Below are 22,547 nucleotides of genomic sequence, written 5' to 3'. Positions count from 1 at the left end.
CCGGGGGTGTGGACCGTCGCCTTTGCGAACCGGCAAAGCCTACCACAGTTGGGCCGCAGGGCAGCCCGCAGCCGAACAAATTGGGATTTTTCAGCCGCGTGGATGGTGCTTGGCGTGCATCTCCTGCAAGCGCGCCCGTGCCACATGGGTGTAGATCTGGGTGGTGGACAAGTCGCTGTGGCCGAGCAGCATCTGTACCACGCGCAGATCCGCGCCATGATTGAGCAAGTGGGTGGCGAACGCATGACGCAAGGTATGCGGCGACAGGGACTTGCCGATCCCGGCCACTTTGGCCTGGTGCTTGATCCGGTGCCAGAAGGTCTGGCGGGTCATCTGCTCGCCGCGCAGGCTGGGGAACAGCACATCACTGGGACGGCCACCGAGCAGCTCGTGACGCGCATCGCGCAGGTAACGCTCGACCCACACAATCGCCTCCTCCCCCATCGGCACCAGGCGCTCCTTGCTGCCCTTGCCCATCACCCGCAACACGCCCTGGCGCAGGTTGACCTGCTCCAGGGTCAGGCTGATCAGCTCGGTGACCCGCAGCCCGCAAGCGTAGAGCACTTCCAGCATGGCGCGATCACGCTGGCCGATGGCCTCACTGAGATCCGGCGCGGCCAACAGAGCCTCCACGTCAGTTTCCGACAAAGATTTAGGAAGAGGCCTACCTAATTGCGGCATATCGACTTGTAGAGTTGGATCGATTGCGATGAGTTTTTCACGCAACAGATAGCGATAAAAGCCACGCACACCGGAGAGAAATCTCGCGGTGGAACGCGGCTTGTAATGTTGCTCGAGGCGCCAGGCCAAGTGATCGAGGATCAGCTCGCGCCCGGCATTGATCAGCTCCAGGTTTTTCTCCTGCAACCAACCGTTGAACAGGGCCAGGTCGCTGCGGTAAGCCTGGCGAGTGTTGTCCGAGAGGCCTTTTTCCAACCAAAGGGCGTCAAGGAAGCGGTCGATCAGCGGGTGGTCAATGGCGGGCATGGTTACTCAAGCGACGCGGCAAGGGGCTTGGCGCCATTTTATTTAGTGAACTGTGGCAAGGGCCACTAGTCTTTCATAGCCCGCTACTTCTAGGAACAGGAAGCTTTAATGAACGAACAACAGATCTTGTTGGCTTTCGGCGGTATCGGTGTGGCCGCGCTCGGCTGCCAATGGCTGGCCTGGCGCCTGAAATTGCCGGCGATTCTGTTTCTGTTATTGAGCGGAATTCTGGCGGGGCCGGTACTTGGCTGGCTCGACCCGCAGGAAATGTTCGGCCCGTTGCTGATGCCATTGGTGTCGCTGGCCGTCGCATTGATCCTGTTTGAGGGCAGCCTGACGCTGCATCTGTCGGAATGGAAGGAAATCGGCAGCGTGGTGCACCGACTGGTGACCCTTGGTGCGCTGACGACCTGGGCGGTGATCACCCTGGCAACCCACTGGCTGCTGGGTTTCGACTGGATGCTGGCGCTGCTGTTCGGCACCTTGACGCTGGTGACAGGCCCGACCGTCATCGTGCCCATGTTGCGCGTGGTACGCCCCAAGGCGTCCATCGCCAACATCCTGCGCTGGGAAGGCATTGTTATCGACCCTATCGGCGCGCTGCTGGCCGTGGTGGTCTACAGCTTTATCATCGCCAGCGCCTCGGGCGATGGACTGAGTCACAGCCTGCTGACCTTTGGCGGCGTCATCCTGTGCGGCAGTCTGTTCGGGATTGCCGGGGGCTGGGTGCTGGGCCTGGTCATGCGCCGCCAGTGGTTGCCGGAATACCTGCATAACCTGGCCACCCTGGCGGCGGTGCTGGGGGTGTTCATCGCCTCCAATCAGGTGATGCATGAGTCGGGCCTGCTGGCGGTGACGCTGATGGGCATGTGGATGGCCAACATGAAGGGCGTGGACGTGCGTCACATCCTGCACTTCAAGGAAAACCTCAGTGTTCTATTGATATCCGGCTTGTTTATCCTGCTGGCAGCGCGCCTGGACCTGAACGCACTGATCGCCCTGGGGCCGTTCGTACTGATTCTGCTGCTGATCATTCAGTTCATTGCGCGCCCGCTGAACGTTGCGGTGTCGACCGTCGGCTCGAAACTGAACTGGCGCGAACGCGCACTGCTGGCCTGGATCGCCCCGCGCGGGATTGTGGCCGCGGCGGTGTCGGCCATTTTTGCGATTCGCCTGGATGAGGCCGGCCACGAAGGTGCGTTGTTGCTGGTGCCGCTGACGTTTGCGGTGATCATCGGCACGGTGGTGCTGCAAAGCGCGACAGCGCGTCCTCTGGCGCGCTTGCTGAAAGTAGCCGAGCCCGCGCCAAGCGGCTTTCTGATCGTCGGCGCGAACGGCCCGGCACGCATTCTCGGCAAAGCCCTGCAACAGCTGGGCAGCCGCGTGCTGCTGACCGATTCGAGCTGGGAGAACATTCGCGCCAGCCGTATGGAAGGGCTGCCGACGTACTTCGGCAACCCGGCCTCACAGCATGCCGAGTCCCATCTGGACCTGGTCGGTCTCGGGCATTTGCTCGCGCTGTCACCTTCCGGCGAATTGAACACCCTGGCCACCATGCGCTTTCGTCACGACTTCGGGCATCGCCTGTTCGCCTTGGCCAACAGCCAGGAAAGCCGTCGCACCGACAAGCACCGGGCCAGCGGCGAGCATCGCGGGCACTTGCTGGGCAGCCAGCCGCTGAGCTACACCAAGCTCGCCAGCCTGCTGGGGCAAGGCGCCGAGCTGTATACCACCCACCTGACCGAAGGGTTTGGCTGGAGCGATTATCAGGCACTGCATGGGGAGCGGGCGACACTGCTGTTTGCCCGCGATAACAGCGGCTGGGTGCATGTGGTCACGCCGCAGAGCGATATGAAACCGCTGGCGGGATGGACATTACTGGCAGTCATTCAGCCTGGTCAGGCCTAGGGGCGCACCGCTTAAATCGCAGGCACAAAAAAGCAGCCCGTAGGCTGCTTTTTTCTGCATCGGGAAGCTGGACTTAAGCCAGTTTTTCCTTGATGCGAGCTGCTTTACCGGACAGGTCACGCAGGTAGTACAGCTTGGCTTTGCGTACGTCACCGCGACGTTTCACAGCCATGCTGTCGATTTGCGGGCTGTAGGTCTGGAAAGTACGCTCTACGCCAACACCGTTGGAGATTTTACGAACAGTGAAAGCACTGTTCACACCACGGTTACGCTTGGCGATTACCACGCCTTCGAACGCTTGCAGACGCGAACGGTCGCCTTCCTTCACTTTCACCTGAACGACAATGGTGTCGCCCGGGGCAAAGGTAGGGATCTCTTTGGTCATCTGCTCTGCTTCGAGTGCAAGGATGATTTTGTTAGTCATGCTGTGCTCCTAAGGTAAGTCAACGGACCTACCATCGATACGTTGTTAACTATCGTCCCGCGCGAGGATGTATTCCTCGAGCAGCTTCTTCTCTTCTCCAGAAAGCGAGCGGCTTTCCAGAAGATCGGCGCGTCGTTCATAGGTCCGACCAAGGGACTGCTGTAAACGCCAACGCCGGATGTGTGCGTGATTGCCACTTAGCAATACGTCGGGAACACGCTGATCCGCATACACCTCCGGACGGGTGTAGTGCGGGCAATCCAGCAAACCATCCGTGAAGGAATCTTCCTCCGCAGAGTCCGCATGCCCTAAAGCTCCAGGCAGCAGTCGTGTAACCGCATCTATCAGGACCATCGCCGGCAGCTCGCCGCCAGACAGGACATAGTCCCCAATCGACCACTCTTCATCGACATGAGCGTCAATAAAACGCTCGTCAATGCCTTCATAGCGACCGGCAATCAGGATCAGTGCCTCCTCATTCGCCAGTTCGCTTACCGCAGCCTGTTTCAGCTGACGGCCTTGAGGGGACAGGTAAATTACCTTCGTCTTCTCCCCGGCCGCTGCCTTGGCCTGGGCCAACGCGTCTTCCAGGGGCTTGATCTTCATCACCATGCCCGGGCCACCGCCAAATGGGCGATCGTCCACAGTGTGATGTCGATCCGTCGTGTAGTCTCGCGGGTTCCAACAGGTAAGCTGCAACAGCCCCTGTTTCACCGCCCGACTGGTGATGCCGTACTCGCTGATGGCGGAGAACATCTCGGGAAACAAACTGATCACTTCAATGCGCAAATTAGCCACGCCTAGAAGTCCGCATCCCATTCCACCTTCATCTCGCCCGCTGCCAGGTCGACGGCCAACACGCACTGCCCGGTATAGGGCAACAGGCGTTCGCGATCATCCAGGCTGCCAGCGCAAGGCTTGACCACCATTACATCGTTGGCGCCGGTTTCCAGAAGATGATCGATTTTCCCGAGCAGTTGCCCGAGTTGATCAATAACCTTCAAACCTTCCAGCTGGTACCAGTAGTACTCGCCGTCGGTCAATTCAGGGAACAGGTTGCGCGGCACGCAGATCTCATAACCAGCCAGAAGCCGAGCTTCTTCACGATCATCAAGACCCTTGAGCTTTGCGACCAGGAACTTGTCGCTCCCGCGTCCACTGACCAGCTCGACCTGTTTCACGCTGCCTTCGCGCTTGAGCGTCCAGGTTTTGTACTGCAACAGGTTTTCAGTCGGATCAGTAAAGGAATACACCTTCACTTCGCCGCGAACGCCATGAACAGAGTAAATCTTGCCGATAACGATCAAATCATCAGCAACAGCTGGCGTCGCGTTCATATTGCTCAGGCTGCGGCCTTAGCCGAGTCTTTCAACAGCTTGGCAACGCGCTCGGATGGCTGTGCACCAACGCTCAGCCAGTAGGCTACGCGCTCTTGGTTCACGGACAGACGAACTTCCTGACCGCGAGCGATCGGGTTGAAGAAACCAACTTGTTCCTTGTGAGAGCCGTCACGTGGGTTGCGGCTGTCAGTTACGGTCAAGTGGTAAAACGGGCGCTTTTTGGAGCCGCCAAGGGCAAGACGGATTGTTAGCATGTGAACATCGTTCCTGTAGTCGGTGCTGCAAATCTAAATGCACAGCGGGCATAGGTGCCCGAAAGGCCGCATATTCTAAGGAATATCCGGACTTTTGCAAATGTCTTTTTCCGGCGCCTACCAGCGTGCCATTCAGATCTGCTATAGAGCCGTCGGTTAAAACGGCAGGTCAGCGCCCGCCAATGGCGGGTTTGCTGGAGATCCCGCATCCCTGCGGGTCGGAGCGCAAGCAGGGCTTGCGCTCGAATTCTTTACATCTTGGGCATGCCGCCGCCGGGCAACATACCGCCCATGCCGCGCATCATCTTGGCCATACCGCCCTTGGCGGAGAACTTCTTCATCATCTTCTGCATCTGCTTGTGCTGCTTGATCAAGCGACCGATGTCCTGCACCTGGGTGCCGGAACCCATGGCGATCCGGCGTTTGCGCGAACCACTGATCAGCTCAGGGTCGCGGCGCTCGGCCGGGGTCATGGAGTTGATGATGGCTTCCATCTGCTTGAACTGCTTCTCTGCCGCGCCCTGGGCGTTGCCCATTTGCGCCAGGTTCACGCCGCCGATGTTCGGCAACTTGTCCATCAGGCCGCCGAGGCCACCCATGTTCTTCATTTGTTGCAACTGATCGCGGAAGTCTTCGAGGTCGAAGCCCTTGCCCTTCTTCAGCTTCTTGGCCAGTTTGTCGGCCTTGTCCTTGTCGAGCGTGGCTTCGGCCTGCTCGATCAGGCTGAGCACGTCGCCCATGCCGAGGATGCGCGAGGCGATACGCTCGGGGTGGAACGGCTCGAGCGCTTCGCTCTTCTCGCCCATGCCGATGAACTTGATCGGCTTGCCGGTGATTGCACGTACCGACAGCGCGGCACCGCCACGGGCATCGCCGTCGACCTTGGTGAGGATCACGCCGGTCAGCGGCAGTGCGTCACCGAAGGCCTTGGCGGTGTTGGCCGCATCCTGGCCGGTCATGGCGTCAACTACGAACAGCGTTTCGACCGGGCTGATCGCGGCATGCAGCGCCTTGATCTCGCCCATCATCTCTTCATCGATGTGCAGGCGACCGGCGGTATCGACGATGACCACGTCGATGAATTTCAGCTTGGCTTCTTTAATGGCCGCGTTGGCAATGTCGACCGGCTTCTGGCTCAGGTCCGACGGGAAGAAGGTCACGCCCACTTCGCCCGCGAGCATTTCCAACTGTTTGATGGCCGCCGGACGATAAACGTCGGCCGACACCACCATCACGGACTTCTTCTTGCGCTCTTTAAGGAAGCGCGCCAGCTTGCCGGCGGTGGTGGTCTTGCCCGCACCCTGCAGGCCGGCCATCAGCACAACGGCCGGAGGCACGGCGCTGAGGTTCAGGTCTTCGTTGGCCGCGCCCATCAGGCTTTCGAGTTCGGCCTGGACGATTTTCACGAACGCCTGGCCCGGCGTCAGGCTGCGCGACACTTCGGTGCCGACCGCGCGTTCCTTGACCGAGTTGACGAAGTCCTTCACTACCGGCAAGGCCACGTCGGCTTCCAGCAACGCCATGCGCACTTCACGCAGGGTGTCTTTAATATTGTCCTCGGTCAGCTTGGCCTTGCCGGTTACATGGCGCAGCGTCTGCGAGAGACGGTCAGTCAGGTTTTCAAACATGCGCGATCCTTTCAGGCCCTATTCAACGAAATGCATTGGTAGACCGAGGTAATGGCGGCCCAGGCTGTGGTAAATCGCTATTAAACATAGCGCTCGGCAAGCCTGCGGCGTGGGCAGGTCGCGGATTATAGCGAAGACTGCGCCCATGCACACCCGCTGTCTGGCGGGGGAGTCTTTCGTGCGGCGCGGGTGTGTGCCAAACTCAGCGCCTTTCGGGCTTGTCTATCAGGATTTATGCTCCCCTTGTCACCCAGTTTGCTACCCAGCCTCGCCGCCGCCATCTTGTATGCCGCTGCGACCCTCTATCAGGGCACTCGTCTGGCCCAAGGCGCCAAAGCGGACAAACGTCTGCTGACCGGCCTTGGCGTCCTCGCCCTGCTGGCTCATGCCGCCAGTCTGTTTACGCACCTGATGACCCCGGTCGGCCTGGGCCTGGATTTTTTCAGCGCCGCCAGCCTGATCGCCGCCGCCGTGATCGCACTGACACTGCTGGCGTGCTATCGGATTCCGGTCGAGAACCTGCTCGCGCTGCTGTTCCCGCTGGGCATGCTCACGGTGCTGCTGGCGCAATTCGCGCCCACCGGCACCGTACAGGTGATCGATGAAGAGCCGGGCATTCTCGCGCATATCCTGTTGTCGATCCTTGCCTACGGCATGTTCACCATTGCGGTGTTCCAATCGCTGCTGGTACTGCTGCAAGACCACCAGCTCAAGCACAAGCACCCGTCCGGGCTGATCAAGAACTTCCCGCCGCTGCAAACCATGGAAAGCCTGCTGTTCGGGTTCCTGTGGGCCGGCTGGACCTTGTTGTCGCTGTCGCTGATTTCCGGCTGGCTGTTCGTCGAGAACCTGTTCGCCCAGCATCTGGTGCACAAGACCTTGCTGGCCTGCCTGGCCTGGATCGTGTTCAGCGTGTTGCTGTGGGGCCGCAACCGCCTCGGCTGGCGCGGGCACAAGGCCATCCGCTGGACCCTGGCCGGTTTCTGCCTGCTGATGCTGGCCTATTTCGGCAGCAAGCTGGTTCGCGAATACATCCTGCATATCTGACGAGCGGCGATCATGGACAACTTGCCCCTTGGGCCGATGCTCGCCGTAATTGCCCTGCTGGTTTTATGGGCGGCGCTGTTTACCGCCATCGAGGCCGCACAACAACACCTGCTGGCCCTGCGCCCGGGCACACGCCAGGGTGACAAGGCTGCCGCACGCCTGAGCTTTCCGCGCCACAGCCTGATCCTGTGCAACAGCCTGTGCCGCGCAGCGGTGGTCATTCTCTGCACACTGCTGGCGATCCATGCCTGGGTACAGAACGGGCCATGGCTCGGCGGGCTGATCGCCTGCGCAGTGCTGCTGATCCTCGCCGATTACCTGCCCCGCGCCCTGGCTACCCGCTATCCGCACGCCATACTGGGTTTCGGCAATGCGCTGCTGGGGGTGCCGCTGAAAATCCTTTATCCCGTTGCCTGGCTGCTCAATGGCATCAGCCTGATGTTGCTGCGCCCGTTCTCGCGCAAGGCCGGCGTGGTGAGAAACAGCGACGAGCCTTCGTCCGACCCTAACGACGAACCGCAACATGATGCCGATGAAGAGCCTATGCCCGGCATGCCTGGCATCCATGCCCTGGACAACATCACCGTCAATGACATCCTGGTGCCACGCAGCGAAGTGGACGGCATCAACCTGGATGACGCGATCGAGGACATCATCGAGCAACTGCGCACTTCCCAGCGCACGCGGTTGCCGGTGTTCCACAGCGACATCAACCAGGTTGAAGCGGTGCTCAACACACGGCAGATCCAGCACCTGCTGGCCGACGCCAGCCTGACCAAGGAAGCGCTGCTGGCCGCCTGCCACGAACCCTACTTCGTGCCGGAAAGCACGCCGTTGCAGCTGCAACTGCTCAATTTCCACAAGCAGCAGCGCCGCCTGGGCATGGTGGTGGACGAGTACGGCGAAGTGCTGGGCATCGTTACCCTGGAAGACATCCTGGAAGAAATCGTCGGCGAATTCGAAAGCGACCAGACTGTGGATAACCCGCACATCGAAGCCCAGCCGGACGGCCGCTATATCATCGACGGCGCGGCTTCGATCCGTGAACTGAACAAAAGCCTGGGCTGGCACCTGCCCAGCGACGGCCCCAAGACCCTCAACGGCCTGGTGACCGAAGCGCTGGAGACTATCCCGGACTGCGCGGTATGCCTGAAAATTGGCCGCTATCGCCTGGAAATCCTCGAGACCGAGGACAACCGGGTAAGCAAGGTACTGATCTGGCATACCAGCCATGTGCCCGTCGCCGCCTGACGTTCTGATAAACCACAATCCAATGTGGGAGGGGCTTGCCCCCGATAACAGAATGCCAGTCACTGCATCAGGTGGCTGATACACCGCTATCGGGGGCAAGCCCCCTCCCACACTGGATCGGTGTTACTCCAACCACTTGTTGTAATTCCACACCCCTTCCTATAATCCCTGCGGCTTACCCAAGCCCCGCCCGACCGCGTGCTACCCGCACTCAGCGCGTCCAGGCAGCGCTTTACCCTGTCTGACCGGTGTTTGCTCCCATCCCGAGCCGCTCCGAGCACACCCCTGATCCATGGGTGTACGACCAATAATAATCCGCGTCCAAACGCGCAATGACCGTCAGGGATTACCGCCATGAGCACCACCTATAACGAGGCGGCAACCGCTGCCCCGACCAACTCGACGGCTCGCGTGGCGACCGCGAGCATCGTCGGCACCGCCATCGAGTTCTACGACTTTTATATCTACGCCACGGCTGCCGCGCTGGTGATCGGCCCGGTGTTCTTCCCGCAGACGTCCGGCACCGCGCAGATGCTGGCGTCGTTCCTGACCTTCGGCATCGCGTTTATCGCCCGCCCGCTGGGCTCGGCGCTGTTCGGCCACTTTGGCGACCGTATCGGTCGCAAGTCGACGCTGGTGGCCTCGCTGCTGCTGATGGGCGTGTGTACCACCCTGATCGGCTTGCTGCCCGGCTACGACAGCATTGGCGCCTGGGCACCGATCCTGCTGTGTGTATTGCGCTTCGGCCAAGGCTTGGGCCTGGGCGGGGAATGGGGCGGCGCGGCCTTGCTGGCGACCGAGAACGCGCCCAAAGGCAAACGCGCCTGGTTCGGCATGTTCCCGCAACTGGGCCCGTCGATTGGCTTTTTGGCGGCCAATGGTTTGTTCCTGATTTTGGCCATGAGCCTGAACGACGAGCAGTTCCGCAGTTGGGGCTGGCGCATTCCGTTCATCCTCAGCGCGGCGCTGGTGATGGTGGGCCTGTACGCACGGCTCAAGCTGCACGAGACGCCCGTGTTCGCCAATGCCGTGGCCCATGAAAAACCGGTGAAGGTGCCGTTGGTGGAGCTGTTCAGCCAGCATTGGCTGCCGGTATTGCTGGGCGCCGCGTCGATGGTGGTGTGCTATGCGCTGTTCTACATCACCACGGCGTTTTCCCTGAGTTACGGGGTGTCGACCCTCGGCTACAGTCGTGAAACCTTCCTCGGCCTGTTGTGTTTCGCGGTGCTGTTCATGGGCCTGGCGACGCCGTTGGCGGCGCTGGCCAGCGACCGCTACGGGCGCAAGCCGGTGCTGATTGTCGGCGCGATCCTGGCGATTCTGTCGGGTTTTACCATGGAGCCGCTGCTGACCCACGGTTCGACCTGGGCCGTGGCGCTGTTCCTGGCGCTGGAGCTGTTCCTGATGGGCGTAACCTTCGCGCCGATGGGTGCGCTGCTGCCGGAACTGTTCCCGACCCGCGTGCGTTATACCGGCGCTTCGGCGGCATATAACCTGGGGGGGATCGTGGGCGCGTCGGCGGCACCGTTTTTCGCGACCAAGCTGGTGGCGATGGGCGGACTGAGTTACGTCGGGGGGTATGTGTCGGCGGCAGCGTTGCTGAGTTTGATTGCGGTGCTGTGTTTGAAAGAGACGCGGGATAATGATTTGAACAAGGTCGCCTGATAGACCGCTATCGGGGGCAAGCCCCCTCCCACATGTTGATGTGTGAACACATTCAAGTGTGGGAGGGGGCTTGCCCCCGATGCTTTTAAAGCTCGACCACAACGGCTTGGGAAGCCCGGGTCGCCTTGGCCCGAGCCGCTGCAATCGACTCATCCCGCGCCAGCGCTACGCCCATGCGACGCTGGCCATTCACTTCGGGCTTGCCAAACAGACGCAACGCCGTATCCGGCTCGCTCAACGCGGCGCCCAGGTTGGCGAATGCGGTCTGGGTCGACTGCCCCTCCACCAGAATCACCGCCGAAGCCGAAGGCCCGAACTGGCGGATCAACGGAATCGGCAAGCCGAGGATGGCGCGGGCGTGCAGGGCAAACTGCGACAGGTCCTGGGAAATCAGGGTCACCAGGCCGGTGTCATGGGGGCGCGGCGAGACTTCGCTGAACCACACCTGATCGCCCTTGATGAACAGTTCCACGCCAAACAGACCACGACCGCCCAAGGCTTCGGTCACCGCCTTGGCAACCCGCTCGGACTCGGCCAGGGCAACCGGGCTCATGGCCTGGGGCTGCCAGGATTCCTGGTAGTCGCCCTTCTCCTGACGATGGCCGACCGGCGCGCAGAACGTAGTGCCGCCGATATGGCGCACGGTCAGCAGGGTGATTTCGTAGTCGAAGTCGATAAAGCCTTCGATGATCACCCGGCCCTTGCCGGCCCGCCCGCCTTCCTGCGCGTAGTCCCAGGCTTTCTGCACATCGTCAGCGCTGCGCAACAGGCTCTGGCCCTTGCCCGACGAACTCATCACCGGCTTGACCACACACGGGAAACCCAGGTCCTGCACGGCCTTGCTGTAGTCTTCGAAGGTATCGGCGAAGTGGTACGGCGAGGTCGGCAGGTCCAGCTCTTCGGCGGCCAGGCGACGGATGCCTTCACGGTTCATGGTCAGCGAGGTGGCGCGCGCGGTCGGGATCACGGTGAATCCCTCGGCTTCCAGCTCGACCAGGGTCGCCGTGGCGATCGCTTCGATTTCCGGCACGATGAAGTGCGGCTTCTCCGCCTCGATGACGGCGCGCAGGGCGGCGCCGTCGAGCATGTTGATCACGTGGCTGCGGTGCGCCACCTGCATGGCGGGCGCGTTGGCGTAGCGATCCACGGCAATCACTTCAACGCCCAGGCGCTGCAGCTCGATTACCACTTCCTTGCCCAGCTCACCGCAGCCACACAGCAAAACGCGGGTCGCGGTTGGCGACAATGGAGTTCCGATTCGGGTCATCTCAGGTCCTCAGGGGAGCGGATCATGGGGGAGAAAGGCCGGCATTTTACATGAACTGTAAAAATTGGCCTCAGTTGGCGACGGCGCGCCGGCGGATGCGCCAGGCCATTACCAGCCACACCACGGTGACCCCGGCGAATTTCGACACCAGCGCCGTGCCCGCCACCGCCGGCGTCAGCGCACCGATCAGGCCGAAGAAGATAAAGGTATCCAGGGGAATGCTCAGCGCCGAACTGATCCACAGGCGATCGTGCAGCGGGCGCCGGGTGATGCTGAACACCAGCCAGTCGATGCATTCGGACACCGCGAACGCCGTGGCGCTGGCCAGGGCGATGGACGGATCGGAAGTGATATACGACAGCACCAGCGCTGCCAGCATGGCGATGATCGCACCGTGGCCGAAGCGGGTTTGCACCATGTCGCGCAGGATGAAGACCAGGCCACCCCAGGCGGACCAGATCACGTCCAGGTGCGGGGCGGTGGAGAAGGCGAAGTTGATCAGCACGACGCTGCTGATATAGGCGATCAGGAAGAGCATGGGGATGGACCTGTGGGTGATGCCGCACAGAGTACACAATTACAGGGAGGCCGTCTGGAAGGGCCTCATCGGGGGCAAGCCGCCTCCCACACTTGACTGTGTTCACAGATCAAAAAGGTGGGAGGGGGCTTGCCCCCGATGGCGGTCTATCAGGCGCCGGATTTGCCAGAAGCCATAAACACTAAACCACTGGCCACCGCCCGCTCATGACACAACCCCAACACCACCCGGCGTTCGGCGTTGTCCAGGCGGCTCCAACGCGTAATCTCGTCAACCGTACGCTGGCAACCGGTGCAGATATCGTCCTCGTCCAACGCGCAAATGCTCACGCAAGGCGAGGCCACAGGCCGTTCAACCGCACTCATTGCTCCTGCTCAACCAGATCACGCGCATACCGCTGCGAATTATGCACATAGTGCGCGGCGCTGGCTTCGAGCATGCGTTTCTGCGCCTCGGTCAGCTCACGTACCACCTTGCCCGGCGACCCCATCACCAGCGAGCCATCGGGAATTTCCTTGCCTTCGCCGATCAGCGAATTAGCGCCGATGATGCAGTGCTTGCCAATTCTGGCGCCATTGAGAACCACCGCGTTGATGCCGATCAGGCTGTAGTCGTCGACAGTGCAGCCGTGCAGCATGGCGTTATGGCCGATGGTCACGCCGGTGCCGAGGGTCAGCGGGTAGCCCATGTCGGTGTGCATCACGCTGCCGTCCTGCACATTGCTGTTCCTGCCGATCAGGATCAGTTCGTTGTCGCCACGCAATACCGCGTTGAACCAGACGTTGGCGCCCTCCTCCAGCTTGACCTTGCCCACCAGCGTGGCATTGGGTGCTACCCAGCTTTGTGGATGAGTCTCGACGCGGGCATCGCCCAGACGGTATTTCATGGTTGTCCCTCACGGCTTGCCATTCAAAGGATGGCTTAGATATTGATGAAGCTCTTGGGTGGCTGGTGCAGGCTGATCTTGGCGTCGTCATAGAGCAGGTTGATCAGCTCGACGATCATGATTGCCGTCAGGCCCCAGATCTTGTATTCGCCGAACCTGTAGCTTGGCACATACCAACTGCGGCCCTGATAGTCGATGCGGTGGGTGTGCTCGCGGGGGTCCTGGCGAAAGAACTCCAGGGGGACGCTGAAGACAGCTGCAATTTCGGCGTCGTTGGCCAGGTACTCGACATAGTCGGGGATCACGCCCACGTAGGGCGTTACACGGATGCCGTGCAGGGAGATCAGCGGGCTCAAGGGGCCAATGACCTCGACCAGCCCCGGCGGCAGGCCGATTTCTTCTTCGGCTTCGCGCAGGGCGGTAAAGATCAGGTCCGGGTCTTCGGGGTCACGGCGCCCGCCTGGAAAGGCCACTTCGCCGCCATGGGTCGACAGGCCACTGGCGCGCAGGGTCAGGATCAGCTCGGGTTCGTCGCTGCGGGTAATCGGTACCAGCACCGCGGCCTCGGGGAAACGCCCGTCAGTCTCCAGGGTGTGGGGGGTGTGATTGCTTACCCGGCGAAGTAGCTCGTCCAGCATGAGTCATCTCGATCTGTTGGCTACCTTGCATCATGCACCAAAGCGCACGGGCGCCCAACCCCAAAACCGCCGGTGTGTCGCTAAACGACAACTTGCAGGGCCCTGCCTGCCAAGCCAAGATAGGCCCACTCTCCAGGAACCCCAGCATGAACTTCTGCAGCCAGTGCGGTAAAACGGTCACCCAACGCATTCCCGAAGGCGACGCACGCCTGCGCTATGTGTGCGACCACTGCTCGACCATTCACTATCAGAACCCCAATATCGTCGCCGGTACCGTGCCGGTCTGGGAAGACAAAGTGCTGCTGTGCCGCCGCGCCATCGAGCCACGCCTGGGGTACTGGACCCTGCCCGCCGGTTTTATGGAAAACGGCGAAACCGTGGAACAGGCCGCCATGCGCGAAACCCTGGAAGAAGCCTGCGCCCGCGTGCGCAACCTGAGCCTCTATACCCTGATCAATGTGCCGCACATCAACCAGGTGCATATTTTCTATCGCGCCGAGCTGGCCGACCTGGACTTCGCCGCAGGCCAGGAAAGCCTGGAAGTGAAGCTGTTCGCACACGCCGATATCCCTTGGTCCGAGCTGGCTTTCCGCACGGTCGGGCGTACCTTAGAATGCTTCTTCGCTGACCGTGCGCAACAGCTGTTCCCGGTGCGCAGCGAGTCCGTGCCTCCCCTGTCCAAGCCCGCCCAATAACAAGCCGGCCAATCGTCGCCAAAGGGAAATCGTTTCAATGCGTTGGTTGCTTGCTCTGATCTGTGTGTTGTTCGCTGCCCTGTCCTCGGCCTCCACGGTGGAAACCCTCGGCGGCAAACCTGTCGAAAAAGTTTTGGTGCTCAAATCCGCCCATCAGTTGCAACTGATCAACGACGGCAAGCCCCTCAAGACCTATCGCATATCCCTGGGTAAAAACCCGAAAGGCCACAAACTGATCGAGGGCGACCGTCGCACGCCTGAAGGCTTCTACTGGATCGACTGGCGCAAGACCAGCGAGCGCTTCAACCTGGCCATGCACATCTCCTACCCCAATATCAGCGACGCCGCCCGCGCGCGCCGCGAAGGGGTTAAACCGGGCAGCATGATCATGATCCACGGCACGCCCGACACCGAAGACTACCCGGAGCAGTGGTTCCACACCCTGGACTGGACCGACGGCTGCATCGGCATGCGCAATGTGGACATGCGCGAAGTCTGGACCCTGGTCAAGGACGGCACCCTGATCGAGATTCGGCCCTGATCGGCGACCGCTCGTAAAATAATTCGAAAATATTTCCTGCCCTCAAGCAGCGCCTGCCGGTGAATACCAGTTCACCGCGCAGGCTGTGCGTTTGTGCGCGCAATAAAGACCTCTCTAATACCACTTGATACCAGGCACCCTTAAGGAGCCCTGAAACCGGGGCACGCACCGTTTTGGTAGCATTGACATGGTATTTAAGTGGTATTAATTTCCGGCCATTACCGGGCGACAACATTCCAATAACGCATCGGAAACCTGACAGATGAACCCCATCCTGGCCTTGCGCCCCGACGACAAGCAATCCACGCCGCTGTACCTGCAACTGGCCCGCAGCCTTGAAGCGGCGATCCATGCCGGCCAGTGGAAATCCGAGCAGGCCCTGCCCTCGGAACGCGCCCTCAGCGAGCAGTTGAGCATCTCGCGGGTGACCGCCCGCAAAGCGCTGGAGGTGTTGCTTGCCCAGGGCCTGATCCGCCGCAGCCAGGGCTCCGGCACCTTTATCACGCCGCGCCTGGAACAACCGTTGTCGCGCCTGTCGGGGTTCAGCGAAATGTTGCGGCTCAAAGGCTTTGTACCCACTTCCCAATGGCTGGAACGCGATATCACCCCGCCAACCCACGAAGAGCTGATCCGCCTGTGCCTGTCGCCTACCGACAAAGTGGCGCGCCTCAAGCGTCTGCGCAAAGCCGATGACACGGTGATGGCGATTGAAATGACCGCCATGCCCGCCTCGGTACTGCCACAGCCGCAAGCCATCGGCAATTCGCTGTACGAATACCTGGAAGGGATCGGCAAGCCCATCGTGCGCGCCCTGCAGCATATCCAGGCGATCAATGCCTCGGACGAGTTCGCCAAGCTGGTGGGCATCGCCCCCGGCACCGCCATGCTGCTGATGACCCGCGTGGGCTACACCGCCGACAACACGCCGATTGAAATCACCGACACCTACTGCCGCAACGACTACTACGACTTTGTCGCAGAGCTGCGCCGTCATGACTATTCCGCCGAATTGCGAATCTAGAGAACTGCCCATGTCAGAAGACAATATCCTCACGCCCAGCGGCTGGATGCGCGGCCGCCTGGTGCACGAGCACGGCAAGGTGGTCGCCATTGAAGGCACGCCGTGCGACCCGGCCGACAACGACCTGCCCTACCTGCTGCCGGGCTTTATCGACCTGCATGTGCACGGCGGCGGCGGTGCGGACATCATGGAAGGTGCGCACGCTTTCGAGACCATTACCCGTACCCACGTGCGGTTTGGGACCACCTCGCTACTGGCCACCACCATGACGGCGCCGGTGGAAGAAATCACCAGCGTCCTCGGTGAACTCGGCAGGTTTTGCGAACAACGTCCGACGGGCAGCGCCCGGATATTGGGCGTGCACCTGGAAGGCCCTTACATCAATCCGGGCAAACTCGGCGCCCAACCCAACTTCGCCCACACCGCGTTGATGGCGGAAGTCGAAGCCTACCTGCGCCTGGCGCCGATCCGGGTGATTACCATCGCCCCGGAAATCGCCGGCCACGATGCATTGATCCGCGCCCTCAGCGAACGCGGCGTGCGCATGCAGATCGGCCATACCCTGGGCAGCTATGAAGAAGGCGTCGCCGCCCTCGCCGCCGGCGCTACCAGCTTCACGCATTTGTACAACGCCATGAGCCCGCTGCATCACCGCGAGCCGGGCATCGTCGGCGCCGCGCTGGCCCATGCCCAATACGCCGAGTTGATCCCGGACTTGCTTCACGTGCATCCCGGTGCCATGCGCGTGGCACTGCGCTCGATCCCGTGCCTGTATTGCGTCACCGACTCCACCGCCGCCGCCGGCATGCCCGATGGCGAATACAAGCTGGGCAGCCACACCGTGACCAAATGCCTGGGCGGCGTACGCCTGGCCGACGGCACCCTGGCCGGCAGCACCCTGACCATGGACCAGGCGCTGCGCAACCTGGTGAAAATCGGCCTGCCTATCAGCGAAGCCTCACAACGCTTGTCGCAATTTCCCGCGGACTACCTGGGCCTGGAAGCGCGCGGCCGCCTGCAACCCGGCAGCTTCGCCGACTGCGTGCGCCTGGACCGCTCCCTGACACTCACCGACGTAATGGTCGAAGGAGAAACCATTGACTTCAAAAATGCTTGAAGAGGCCCTGGCCTCCTGCGACGCCGTCGCCGCACAACTGCAACGCCTGGACCCGCTGCTGGCGGAAGTCGCCGGTCGCCTGCGCCGCCAGCCGCCGCAAGTGGCGATGACCATCGCCCGCGGCAGCTCGGACCATGCCGCCAGCTACTTCGCCTACCTGGCCATGCAGCATGTGGGCATTCCGGTGGCGTCGTTGCCGATGTCGGTGGTGACCCTGTTGCAGGCGCCAATGAAAGTCAGCGGCCAGGTGGCGTTCGGGTTCTCCCAGTCGGGGCAGAGCCCGGACTTGGTCAACAGCCTGCGCCTGTTGCGCAAACGCGGGGCCTTGAGCATTTCGTTGGTGAATGCCGAAGACTCGCCGCTGGAAGCCGCGTGTGAATTCCATGTGCCGCTGTGCGCCGGGCCGGAACTCAGCGTGGCCGCGACCAAGAGTTTTATCGCCACCCTCAGCGCCAGCGCGCAGTTGATCGGCCACTGGAACCAGGAAACCGACCTGCTGCAAGCCTGCCAGGCCCTGCCCGATGGCCTGCGCGACGCCGCCAGACAGGATTGGCGCCTGGCCGTCGACGCCCTCAAAGGCAGCCAGCGCTTGATGGTGATCGGCCGTGGCGCCGGTTTCGCCGTCGCCCAGGAAGCCGCGCTCAAGCTCAAGGAAACCTCGGCGATCCAGGCCGAAGCTTTCAGCAGCGCCGAGGTGCGCCATGGGCCGATGGCGCTGATCGACGAGAACTACCCCCTGCTGGTGTTCGCCCCACGGGGCGCCGAGCAGGCCGGGCTGTTGAGCCTGGCCGCCGATATGCGTCAACGCGGTGCCCGGGTGCTGCTGGCCGCGCCGGACGATATCGCCGAACGCGACCTGACCCTGAGCCGCGCCGAACACCCGAGCCTGGACCCGATCCTGGCGATCCAGAGTTTCTACGTGATGGCCGCCGGCCTGGCTGAGGCCCGGGGCATGGACCCGGACCAGCCGCGCCACCTGAGCAAAGTCACCCGCACCCACTAAAGCGGCGTTTTCCTGATGAGTACCGTGCCCATGTCCAACAACAATAATCGACTGACCCTCAGCGCCCCCTTGAGTGGGCCGGTGCTGGCCCTGAACAGCGTCCCCGACGAAGTGTTCGCCAGCGGCGCCATGGGCGACGGTATCGCTATCGACCCATTGAACGACTGTCTGCAGGCACCCTGTGACGGCGTGATCATCCATGTCGCCCGCACCGGGCACGCCCTGACCCTGCGCGCCGACAACGGTGCCGAGGTGCTGATGCATGTGGGCATCGACACCGTGCAACTCAATGGCGAAGGCTTTGCCTTGCTGGTCAAGGAAGGCGCACGGGTGAGCCAGGGCCAGGCGCTGGTGCAGTTTGACCTGGACCGCATTGCGCGTCAGTGCAAGAGCCTGGTGAGCCTGATCATCCTGACCAACAGTGATCGCTTTGAACTGACGCCTTTGGCGCTGAAAACGGTCAAGGTCGGAGAGCCATTGCTGCAGATTGCCGCGCGCGCGACCAGCACCGTTCAAGCAGCTGTGGATAACTACAACTCAAAAGCCGACTCAAAAGCCGACTCCGAAGCCGACTCAGAAGCCAGCGCCAGCGTGCGCATCACCCACCGTGGCGGTTTGCATGCCCGCCCCGCCGCCTTGATTCGCAAGACGGCCCAGGGTTTCAGCAGCCAGTCGCACCTGCACTTCGCTGACAAGTCGGCATCGTGCGACAGCCTGATTGGCTTGATGGGCCTGGGCATTGGCGAAGGCGACGAAGTGCGCGTGGTTTGCCGTGGCAAGGACGCCGAGGCCGCGTTGCAAGGGTTGATCGCGGCATTGTCCGTGGCAGTCAGCGAAGTCCATCACGTGCCGGTGGCCGCTGCTGCGCCCCGTCGTGCCAGTGTGGAAGCCGATGTGTTGCAAGGCGTTTGTGCAGCGCCCGGCCTGGTGTGCGGGCCGCTGTTTCGCCTGACCGGCATCGAGCTGCCGGAAGACACCGGCAACCATTCGGCCGACGAACAACAACAGCGCCTCGACACGGCTCTGCAGCAGGTGCGCGATGAAATCCGCAGCACCCTCGACCATGCCCGCCAACGCAAGAACGTCGAGGAGGAAGACATCTTCGCCGCCCACCTCGCGCTGCTCGAAGACCCGGCGCTGCTGGAAGCGGCCACCGCCGCCATCACCCACGGCAGCGCTGCCACCCACGCCTGGCGCGATGCGATCCAGGCCCAGTGCGCGGTGCTGCTGGCACTGGGCAAGCCGTTGTTTGCCGAGCGCGCCAACGATCTGCGCGACCTGCAACAACGCGTACTGCGCGCCTTGCTGGGCGAGGCCTGGCACTTTGAACTGCCTGCCGGGTCGATCGTCAGTGCCCATGAACTGACGCCGTCAGATCTGCTGCAGTTGAGTGAGCAGCGGGCTGTGGGTATCTGCATGGCCGAAGGCGGCGCCACGTCACACGTCGCCATTCTTGCGCGGGGTAAAGGCTTGCCCTGCGTGGTCGCGCTGGGTGCCGAGGTGCTGGATGTGCCTCAGGGCCAGCGTGTGGTGCTGGACGCCGTCAATGGCCGGCTGGAACTGGCCCCCAGTGACGCGCGTCATGCTGAAGTCCACCAGATTCGCGACGCGCAGAAGCTCCGTCGCCAGCAGCAACACGCCCAGGCGCAACAACCGGCACGCACCACCGATGGCGTGAGCATTGAAGTCGCCGCCAACGTCGCCTCCAGCAACGAGGCCCGGCACGCATTTGAAAATGGCGCCGATGGGGTCGGTTTGCTGCGCACCGAATTTCTGTTCGTCGACCGCCGCACCGCACCGGATGAACAGGAACAGCGCCAGGCTTATCAGGCCGTGCTGGATGCGATGGGCGACAAGTCCGTGATCATTCGGACCATCGACGTGGGCGGTGACAAGCAGCTCGACTACCTGCCGCTGCCTGTCGAAGCCAACCCGGTGTTGGGCCTGCGCGGCATTCGCATGGCCCAGGTGCGCCCGGAACTGCTCGACCAGCAACTGCGCGCCCTGTTGCAAGTCTCGCCGCTGGCGCGTTGCCGCATCCTGTTGCCGATGGTCAGCGAGGTGGACGAACTGCTGCAGATCCGCCAACGCCTGGATCAACTGTGCGTGGAACTGAACCTGACGCAGCGCCCCGAACTGGGTGTGATGATCGAAGTGCCCGCCGCCGCGCTGATGGCTGAGCAGTTGGCCGAACACGCGGACTTTTTGTCCATCGGCACCAATGACCTGTCCCAGTACACCCTGGCCATGGATCGCGACCACGCAGGCTTGGCTGCCCGCGTCGACGCGCTGCATCCAGCCTTGCTGCGGCTGATCGCCCAGACCTGCGCCGGTGCGGCAAAACACGGGCGTTGGGTCGGCGTGTGCGGCGCCCTGGCCTCCGACCCGCTGGCCACGCCGGTACTGGTCGGCCTGGGTGTCAGCGAACTGTCGGTAAGCCCGCCGCAGATCGGCGAAATCAAGGACCGCGTCCGTCACCTGGACGCGGCGCAATGCCGGCAACTGAGCCAGACGCTGCTTGACCTGAGCAGCGCCAAGGCCGTTCGCCACGCCTGTCAACACCACTGGCCGCTGAGCTGACAACAACAAGAATAGGGAGACACGCCATGTACCAACATTTCATCGAAGGCCTGCAACGCCTGGGCCGCGCCCTGATGCTGCCGATTGCGATCCTGCCGATCGCCGGCCTGTTGCTGCGCCTGGGCGACACCGATTTGCTCAACATCGCGGTGATGCACGATGCCGGGCAGGCGATCTTCGCCAACCTGGCGCTGATCTTCGCCATCGGCATCGCCGTGGGCTTTGCCCGCGACAACAACGGCACGGCCGGCCTGGCGGGGGCGATTGGCTACCTGGTGATGATCTCCACACTCAAGGTGATGGACACCTCCATCAACATGGGCATGCTCGCCGGTATCGCCAGTGGCCTGATGGCGGGCGCGCTGTATAACCGCTTCAAGGACATCAAGCTGCCGGAGTACCTGGCGTTCTTTGGCGGGCGACGCTTTGTGCCGATTGTCACCGGCTTTTCGGCGGTGGGCCTGGGCGTGATCTTTGGTTTGATCTGGCCGCCGATCCAGCACGGCATCAACAGCTTCGGCGTGTTGCTGATGGAAAGCGGCAGCCTGGGCGCCTTCGTGTTTGGCGTGTTCAACCGTTTACTGATCGTCACCGGCCTGCACCACATCCTCAACAATATGGCGTGGTTCGTGTTTGGCACCTTCACCGACCCGGCAACCGGCGCGGTGGTGACCGGCGACCTGACCCGCTACTTCGCCGGCGACCCGAAAGGCGGCCAATTCATGACCGGCATGTTCCCGGTGATGCTGTTCGGCCTGCCCGCCGCGTGCCTGGCGATGTACCGCAATGCGTTGCCGGAGCGCCGTAAAGTGATGGGCGGGATTTTCCTGTCGATGGCACTGACCTCATTCCTGACCGGCGTGACGGAACCGATTGAATTTGCGTTCATGTTCCTGGCGCCGTTCCTGTACCTGATCCACGCACTGCTGACTGGCCTGTCGATGGCGCTCACCAACCTGTTGAATATCCATCTCGGCTTTACCTTCTCCGGTGGGTTTATCGACATGGTGCTCGGTTGGGGCAAATCCACCAATGGCTGGCTGGTGTTCCCGGTTGGCTTGGCTTACGCGCTGATCTACTACTCGGTGTTCACCTACTGCATCCGCCGCTTCAACCTCAAGACGCCGGGTCGTGAAGATATCCAGGTGGTGCAGGCCGAGGCCATGAGCGACAACCAGCGTGCGACGGCCTACATCCAGGCGCTGGGCGGTGCTGAGAACTTGCTGAGTGTGGGTGCTTGCACCACGCGGCTGCGCTTGGACATGGTGGATCGCAACAAGGCGGTGGATGCTGAACTCAAAGCGCTGGGCGCCATGGCTGTCGTACGGCCAGGTAATGGCGGCAGCTTGCAGGTGGTCGTCGGGCCCATGGCCGATAGCATTGCTGATGAAATTCGCTTGGCCATGCCGGGGTTTGTTGCGGCAGCGCCTGCAGCGGTTGCGCCTGTGGATAAGCCAGTGACGGTGCATGTGCAGGAGGCCGAGAAATGGCTGAGCGCGCTGGGTGGTCGAGAGAATGTGCGCCAGCTGGAAGCAGTGGCGATGACCCGGTTGCGGGTGGAGTTGGGGGATGATTCGCGGTTGTCTGAGGCTCAGCTCACTGCGCTGGGCTGCCAAGGGGTAAGTCAGCTCGACAGCGGTGTTTGGCATCTGTTGATGGGCGACAGGGCATCCGGGTTGGGTGAGGCGTTGGAGCGGTTGGTCAGTGGCCGTGAGGTCGGCGCCAGGGTTTAGAGATGTCGTGGTTGTTCTGGCCTC

22 protein-coding genes are annotated in these 22,547 nt (G+C 62.0%); 11 read left to right on the top strand and 11 right to left on the bottom strand.

Translation table 11 applies throughout. The features are described 5' to 3' along the window. Positions 1 to 90 precede the first annotated feature (90 nt). A complete protein-coding gene (gene xerD / locus BFQ04_RS13820; protein ID WP_065951302.1) occupies positions 91 to 987 on the bottom strand; it encodes a site-specific tyrosine recombinase XerD in 897 nt (298 codons plus the stop codon). A gap of 108 nt (positions 988 to 1,095) precedes the next feature. Between xerD and BFQ04_RS13815 the strand changes: the two genes are divergently transcribed. Next, positions 1,096 to 2,895, top strand: coding sequence for a cation:proton antiporter (locus BFQ04_RS13815; RefSeq protein ID WP_065951301.1), 1,800 nt, complete (start codon positions 1,096 to 1,098; stop codon positions 2,893 to 2,895). A 73-nt stretch (positions 2,896 to 2,968) separates the two neighbouring features. Here the strand turns inward: BFQ04_RS13815 and rplS are convergent, their stop codons facing one another. The 5 genes from rplS to ffh all read right to left on the bottom strand — a co-directional run bounded on the left by rplS (position 2,969) and on the right by ffh (position 6,541). Then, positions 2,969 to 3,319 carry a 50S ribosomal protein L19 gene (gene rplS, locus BFQ04_RS13810; protein ID WP_003175895.1) on the bottom strand — a complete coding sequence of 117 codons (351 nt, stop codon included), beginning with the start codon at positions 3,317 to 3,319 and terminating at the stop codon, positions 2,969 to 2,971. A gap of 45 nt (positions 3,320 to 3,364) precedes the next feature. Beyond that, positions 3,365 to 4,138, bottom strand: coding sequence for a tRNA (guanosine(37)-N1)-methyltransferase TrmD (trmD, locus tag BFQ04_RS13805; protein ID WP_175413284.1), 774 nt, complete (start codon positions 4,136 to 4,138; stop codon positions 3,365 to 3,367). After that, positions 4,120 to 4,656 (bottom strand): ribosome maturation factor RimM, encoded by a 537-nt coding sequence (gene rimM / locus BFQ04_RS13800; protein WP_056858695.1) that lies wholly within the window; start codon positions 4,654 to 4,656, stop codon positions 4,120 to 4,122. Before rimM ends, trmD begins: the two co-directional genes overlap by 19 nt. A gap of 5 nt (positions 4,657 to 4,661) precedes the next feature. Continuing rightward, on the bottom strand, positions 4,662 to 4,913 hold the full coding sequence (gene rpsP / locus BFQ04_RS13795) for a 30S ribosomal protein S16 (RefSeq protein ID WP_003238923.1): 252 nt from the start codon (positions 4,911 to 4,913) through the stop codon (positions 4,662 to 4,664). A gap of 251 nt (positions 4,914 to 5,164) precedes the next feature. Further along, positions 5,165 to 6,541 (bottom strand): signal recognition particle protein, encoded by a 1,377-nt coding sequence (ffh, locus tag BFQ04_RS13790; protein ID WP_065951300.1) that lies wholly within the window; start codon positions 6,539 to 6,541, stop codon positions 5,165 to 5,167. 234 nt (positions 6,542 to 6,775) lie between these two features. On the opposite strand from ffh, the gene BFQ04_RS13785 reads away from it, so the two are divergent. From BFQ04_RS13785 to BFQ04_RS13775, 3 genes are all read left to right on the top strand, one after another. After that, positions 6,776 to 7,588: a cytochrome C assembly family protein gene (locus BFQ04_RS13785; protein ID WP_065951299.1), complete on the top strand. Its 813-nt coding sequence runs from the start codon at positions 6,776 to 6,778 to the stop codon at positions 7,586 to 7,588. Positions 7,589 to 7,600: 12 nt separating this feature from the next. Next, entirely contained in the window at positions 7,601 to 8,839 is a 1,239-nt protein-coding gene (locus BFQ04_RS13780; RefSeq protein ID WP_065951298.1) for a transporter associated domain-containing protein, read from the top strand. Positions 8,840 to 9,193: 354 nt separating this feature from the next. After that, on the top strand, positions 9,194 to 10,504 hold the full coding sequence (locus tag BFQ04_RS13775) for an MFS transporter (RefSeq protein ID WP_065951297.1): 1,311 nt from the start codon (positions 9,194 to 9,196) through the stop codon (positions 10,502 to 10,504). An 85-nt stretch (positions 10,505 to 10,589) separates the two neighbouring features. On the opposite strand, the gene purT is transcribed toward BFQ04_RS13775, so the two are convergent. From purT to BFQ04_RS13750, 5 genes are all read right to left on the bottom strand, one after another. Beyond that, positions 10,590 to 11,771: a formate-dependent phosphoribosylglycinamide formyltransferase gene (purT, locus tag BFQ04_RS13770; RefSeq protein WP_065951296.1), complete on the bottom strand. Its 1,182-nt coding sequence runs from the start codon at positions 11,769 to 11,771 to the stop codon at positions 10,590 to 10,592. Between the two features lie 70 nt (positions 11,772 to 11,841). After that, positions 11,842 to 12,309, bottom strand: a complete 468-nt coding sequence (locus tag BFQ04_RS13765; protein WP_065887519.1) for a VUT family protein — start codon at positions 12,307 to 12,309, stop codon at positions 11,842 to 11,844. A gap of 149 nt (positions 12,310 to 12,458) precedes the next feature. Further along, the gene (locus BFQ04_RS13760; RefSeq protein WP_065951295.1) at positions 12,459 to 12,674 is read right to left on the bottom strand and encodes a DUF1289 domain-containing protein; all 216 of its coding nucleotides are present in this window, start codon (positions 12,672 to 12,674) and stop codon (positions 12,459 to 12,461) included. Next, the gene (locus BFQ04_RS13755; RefSeq protein ID WP_065951294.1) at positions 12,671 to 13,195 is read right to left on the bottom strand and encodes a gamma carbonic anhydrase family protein; all 525 of its coding nucleotides are present in this window, start codon (positions 13,193 to 13,195) and stop codon (positions 12,671 to 12,673) included. The genes BFQ04_RS13760 and BFQ04_RS13755 overlap by 4 nt, the downstream gene beginning before the upstream one ends. 35 nt (positions 13,196 to 13,230) lie before the next feature. Then, on the bottom strand, positions 13,231 to 13,833 hold the full coding sequence (locus BFQ04_RS13750; protein WP_017736785.1) for a CoA pyrophosphatase: 603 nt from the start codon (positions 13,831 to 13,833) through the stop codon (positions 13,231 to 13,233). Between the two features lie 146 nt (positions 13,834 to 13,979). On the opposite strand from BFQ04_RS13750, the gene BFQ04_RS13745 reads away from it, so the two are divergent. The 7 genes from BFQ04_RS13745 to nagE all read left to right on the top strand — a co-directional run bounded on the left by BFQ04_RS13745 (position 13,980) and on the right by nagE (position 22,523). Continuing rightward, positions 13,980 to 14,528 (top strand): NUDIX hydrolase, encoded by a 549-nt coding sequence (locus tag BFQ04_RS13745; RefSeq protein ID WP_065951293.1) that lies wholly within the window; start codon positions 13,980 to 13,982, stop codon positions 14,526 to 14,528. A 37-nt stretch (positions 14,529 to 14,565) separates the two neighbouring features. Further along, a complete protein-coding gene (locus BFQ04_RS13740; RefSeq protein WP_065951292.1) occupies positions 14,566 to 15,069 on the top strand; it encodes a L,D-transpeptidase family protein in 504 nt (167 codons plus the stop codon). 262 nt (positions 15,070 to 15,331) lie between these two features. Further along, positions 15,332 to 16,090, top strand: a complete 759-nt coding sequence (locus tag BFQ04_RS13735) for a GntR family transcriptional regulator (protein ID WP_065951291.1) — start codon at positions 15,332 to 15,334, stop codon at positions 16,088 to 16,090. Positions 16,091 to 16,100: 10 nt separating this feature from the next. Further along, the gene (gene nagA, locus BFQ04_RS13730; protein WP_065951290.1) at positions 16,101 to 17,207 is read left to right on the top strand and encodes an N-acetylglucosamine-6-phosphate deacetylase; all 1,107 of its coding nucleotides are present in this window, start codon (positions 16,101 to 16,103) and stop codon (positions 17,205 to 17,207) included. Then, complete coding sequence (locus BFQ04_RS13725) at positions 17,188 to 18,210, top strand: SIS domain-containing protein (RefSeq protein WP_139111931.1); 1,023 nt, start codon at positions 17,188 to 17,190, stop codon at positions 18,208 to 18,210. Before nagA ends, BFQ04_RS13725 begins: the two co-directional genes overlap by 20 nt. Positions 18,211 to 18,240: 30 nt before the next feature. Continuing rightward, positions 18,241 to 20,790 (top strand): phosphoenolpyruvate--protein phosphotransferase, encoded by a 2,550-nt coding sequence (gene ptsP / locus BFQ04_RS13720; protein ID WP_065951288.1) that lies wholly within the window; start codon positions 18,241 to 18,243, stop codon positions 20,788 to 20,790. 26 nt (positions 20,791 to 20,816) lie between these two features. Beyond that, on the top strand, positions 20,817 to 22,523 hold the full coding sequence (nagE, locus tag BFQ04_RS13715; RefSeq protein WP_065951287.1) for an N-acetylglucosamine-specific PTS transporter subunit IIBC: 1,707 nt from the start codon (positions 20,817 to 20,819) through the stop codon (positions 22,521 to 22,523). The last annotated feature ends 24 nt before the right edge of the window (positions 22,524 to 22,547 follow it).

The organism is Pseudomonas sp. 37 R 15 (assembly GCF_900004865.1).
Classification (GTDB): Bacteria; Pseudomonadota; Gammaproteobacteria; order Pseudomonadales; family Pseudomonadaceae; genus Aquipseudomonas; species Aquipseudomonas fluorescens_AM.
Note: the sequence above shows the minus strand (reverse complement) of the source record. Positions and strands in the feature narration are given on the sequence as shown.

Coding starts and splice junctions, on each gene's coding strand:
- xerD (WP_065951302.1), bottom strand. CDS start 987: ATGCCCGCCATTGACCACCCGCTGATCGACCGCTTCCTTGACGCCCTT.
- BFQ04_RS13815 (WP_065951301.1), top strand. CDS start 1,096: ATGAACGAACAACAGATCTTGTTGGCTTTCGGCGGTATCGGTGTGGCC.
- rplS (WP_003175895.1), bottom strand. CDS start 3,319: ATGACTAACAAAATCATCCTTGCACTCGAAGCAGAGCAGATGACCAAA.
- trmD (WP_175413284.1), bottom strand. CDS start 4,138: ATGGGATGCGGACTTCTAGGCGTGGCTAATTTGCGCATTGAAGTGATC.
- rimM (WP_056858695.1), bottom strand. CDS start 4,656: ATGAACGCGACGCCAGCTGTTGCTGATGATTTGATCGTTATCGGCAAG.
- rpsP (WP_003238923.1), bottom strand. CDS start 4,913: ATGCTAACAATCCGTCTTGCCCTTGGCGGCTCCAAAAAGCGCCCGTTT.
- ffh (WP_065951300.1), bottom strand. CDS start 6,541: ATGTTTGAAAACCTGACTGACCGTCTCTCGCAGACGCTGCGCCATGTA.
- BFQ04_RS13785 (WP_065951299.1), top strand. CDS start 6,776: ATGCTCCCCTTGTCACCCAGTTTGCTACCCAGCCTCGCCGCCGCCATC.
- BFQ04_RS13780 (WP_065951298.1), top strand. CDS start 7,601: ATGGACAACTTGCCCCTTGGGCCGATGCTCGCCGTAATTGCCCTGCTG.
- BFQ04_RS13775 (WP_065951297.1), top strand. CDS start 9,194: ATGAGCACCACCTATAACGAGGCGGCAACCGCTGCCCCGACCAACTCG.
- purT (WP_065951296.1), bottom strand. CDS start 11,771: ATGACCCGAATCGGAACTCCATTGTCGCCAACCGCGACCCGCGTTTTG.
- BFQ04_RS13765 (WP_065887519.1), bottom strand. CDS start 12,309: ATGCTCTTCCTGATCGCCTATATCAGCAGCGTCGTGCTGATCAACTTC.
- BFQ04_RS13760 (WP_065951295.1), bottom strand. CDS start 12,674: ATGAGTGCGGTTGAACGGCCTGTGGCCTCGCCTTGCGTGAGCATTTGC.
- BFQ04_RS13755 (WP_065951294.1), bottom strand. CDS start 13,195: ATGAAATACCGTCTGGGCGATGCCCGCGTCGAGACTCATCCACAAAGC.
- BFQ04_RS13750 (WP_017736785.1), bottom strand. CDS start 13,833: ATGCTGGACGAGCTACTTCGCCGGGTAAGCAATCACACCCCCCACACC.
- BFQ04_RS13745 (WP_065951293.1), top strand. CDS start 13,980: ATGAACTTCTGCAGCCAGTGCGGTAAAACGGTCACCCAACGCATTCCC.
- BFQ04_RS13740 (WP_065951292.1), top strand. CDS start 14,566: ATGCGTTGGTTGCTTGCTCTGATCTGTGTGTTGTTCGCTGCCCTGTCC.
- BFQ04_RS13735 (WP_065951291.1), top strand. CDS start 15,332: ATGAACCCCATCCTGGCCTTGCGCCCCGACGACAAGCAATCCACGCCG.
- nagA (WP_065951290.1), top strand. CDS start 16,101: ATGTCAGAAGACAATATCCTCACGCCCAGCGGCTGGATGCGCGGCCGC.
- ptsP (WP_065951288.1), top strand. CDS start 18,241: ATGTCCAACAACAATAATCGACTGACCCTCAGCGCCCCCTTGAGTGGG.
- nagE (WP_065951287.1), top strand. CDS start 20,817: ATGTACCAACATTTCATCGAAGGCCTGCAACGCCTGGGCCGCGCCCTG.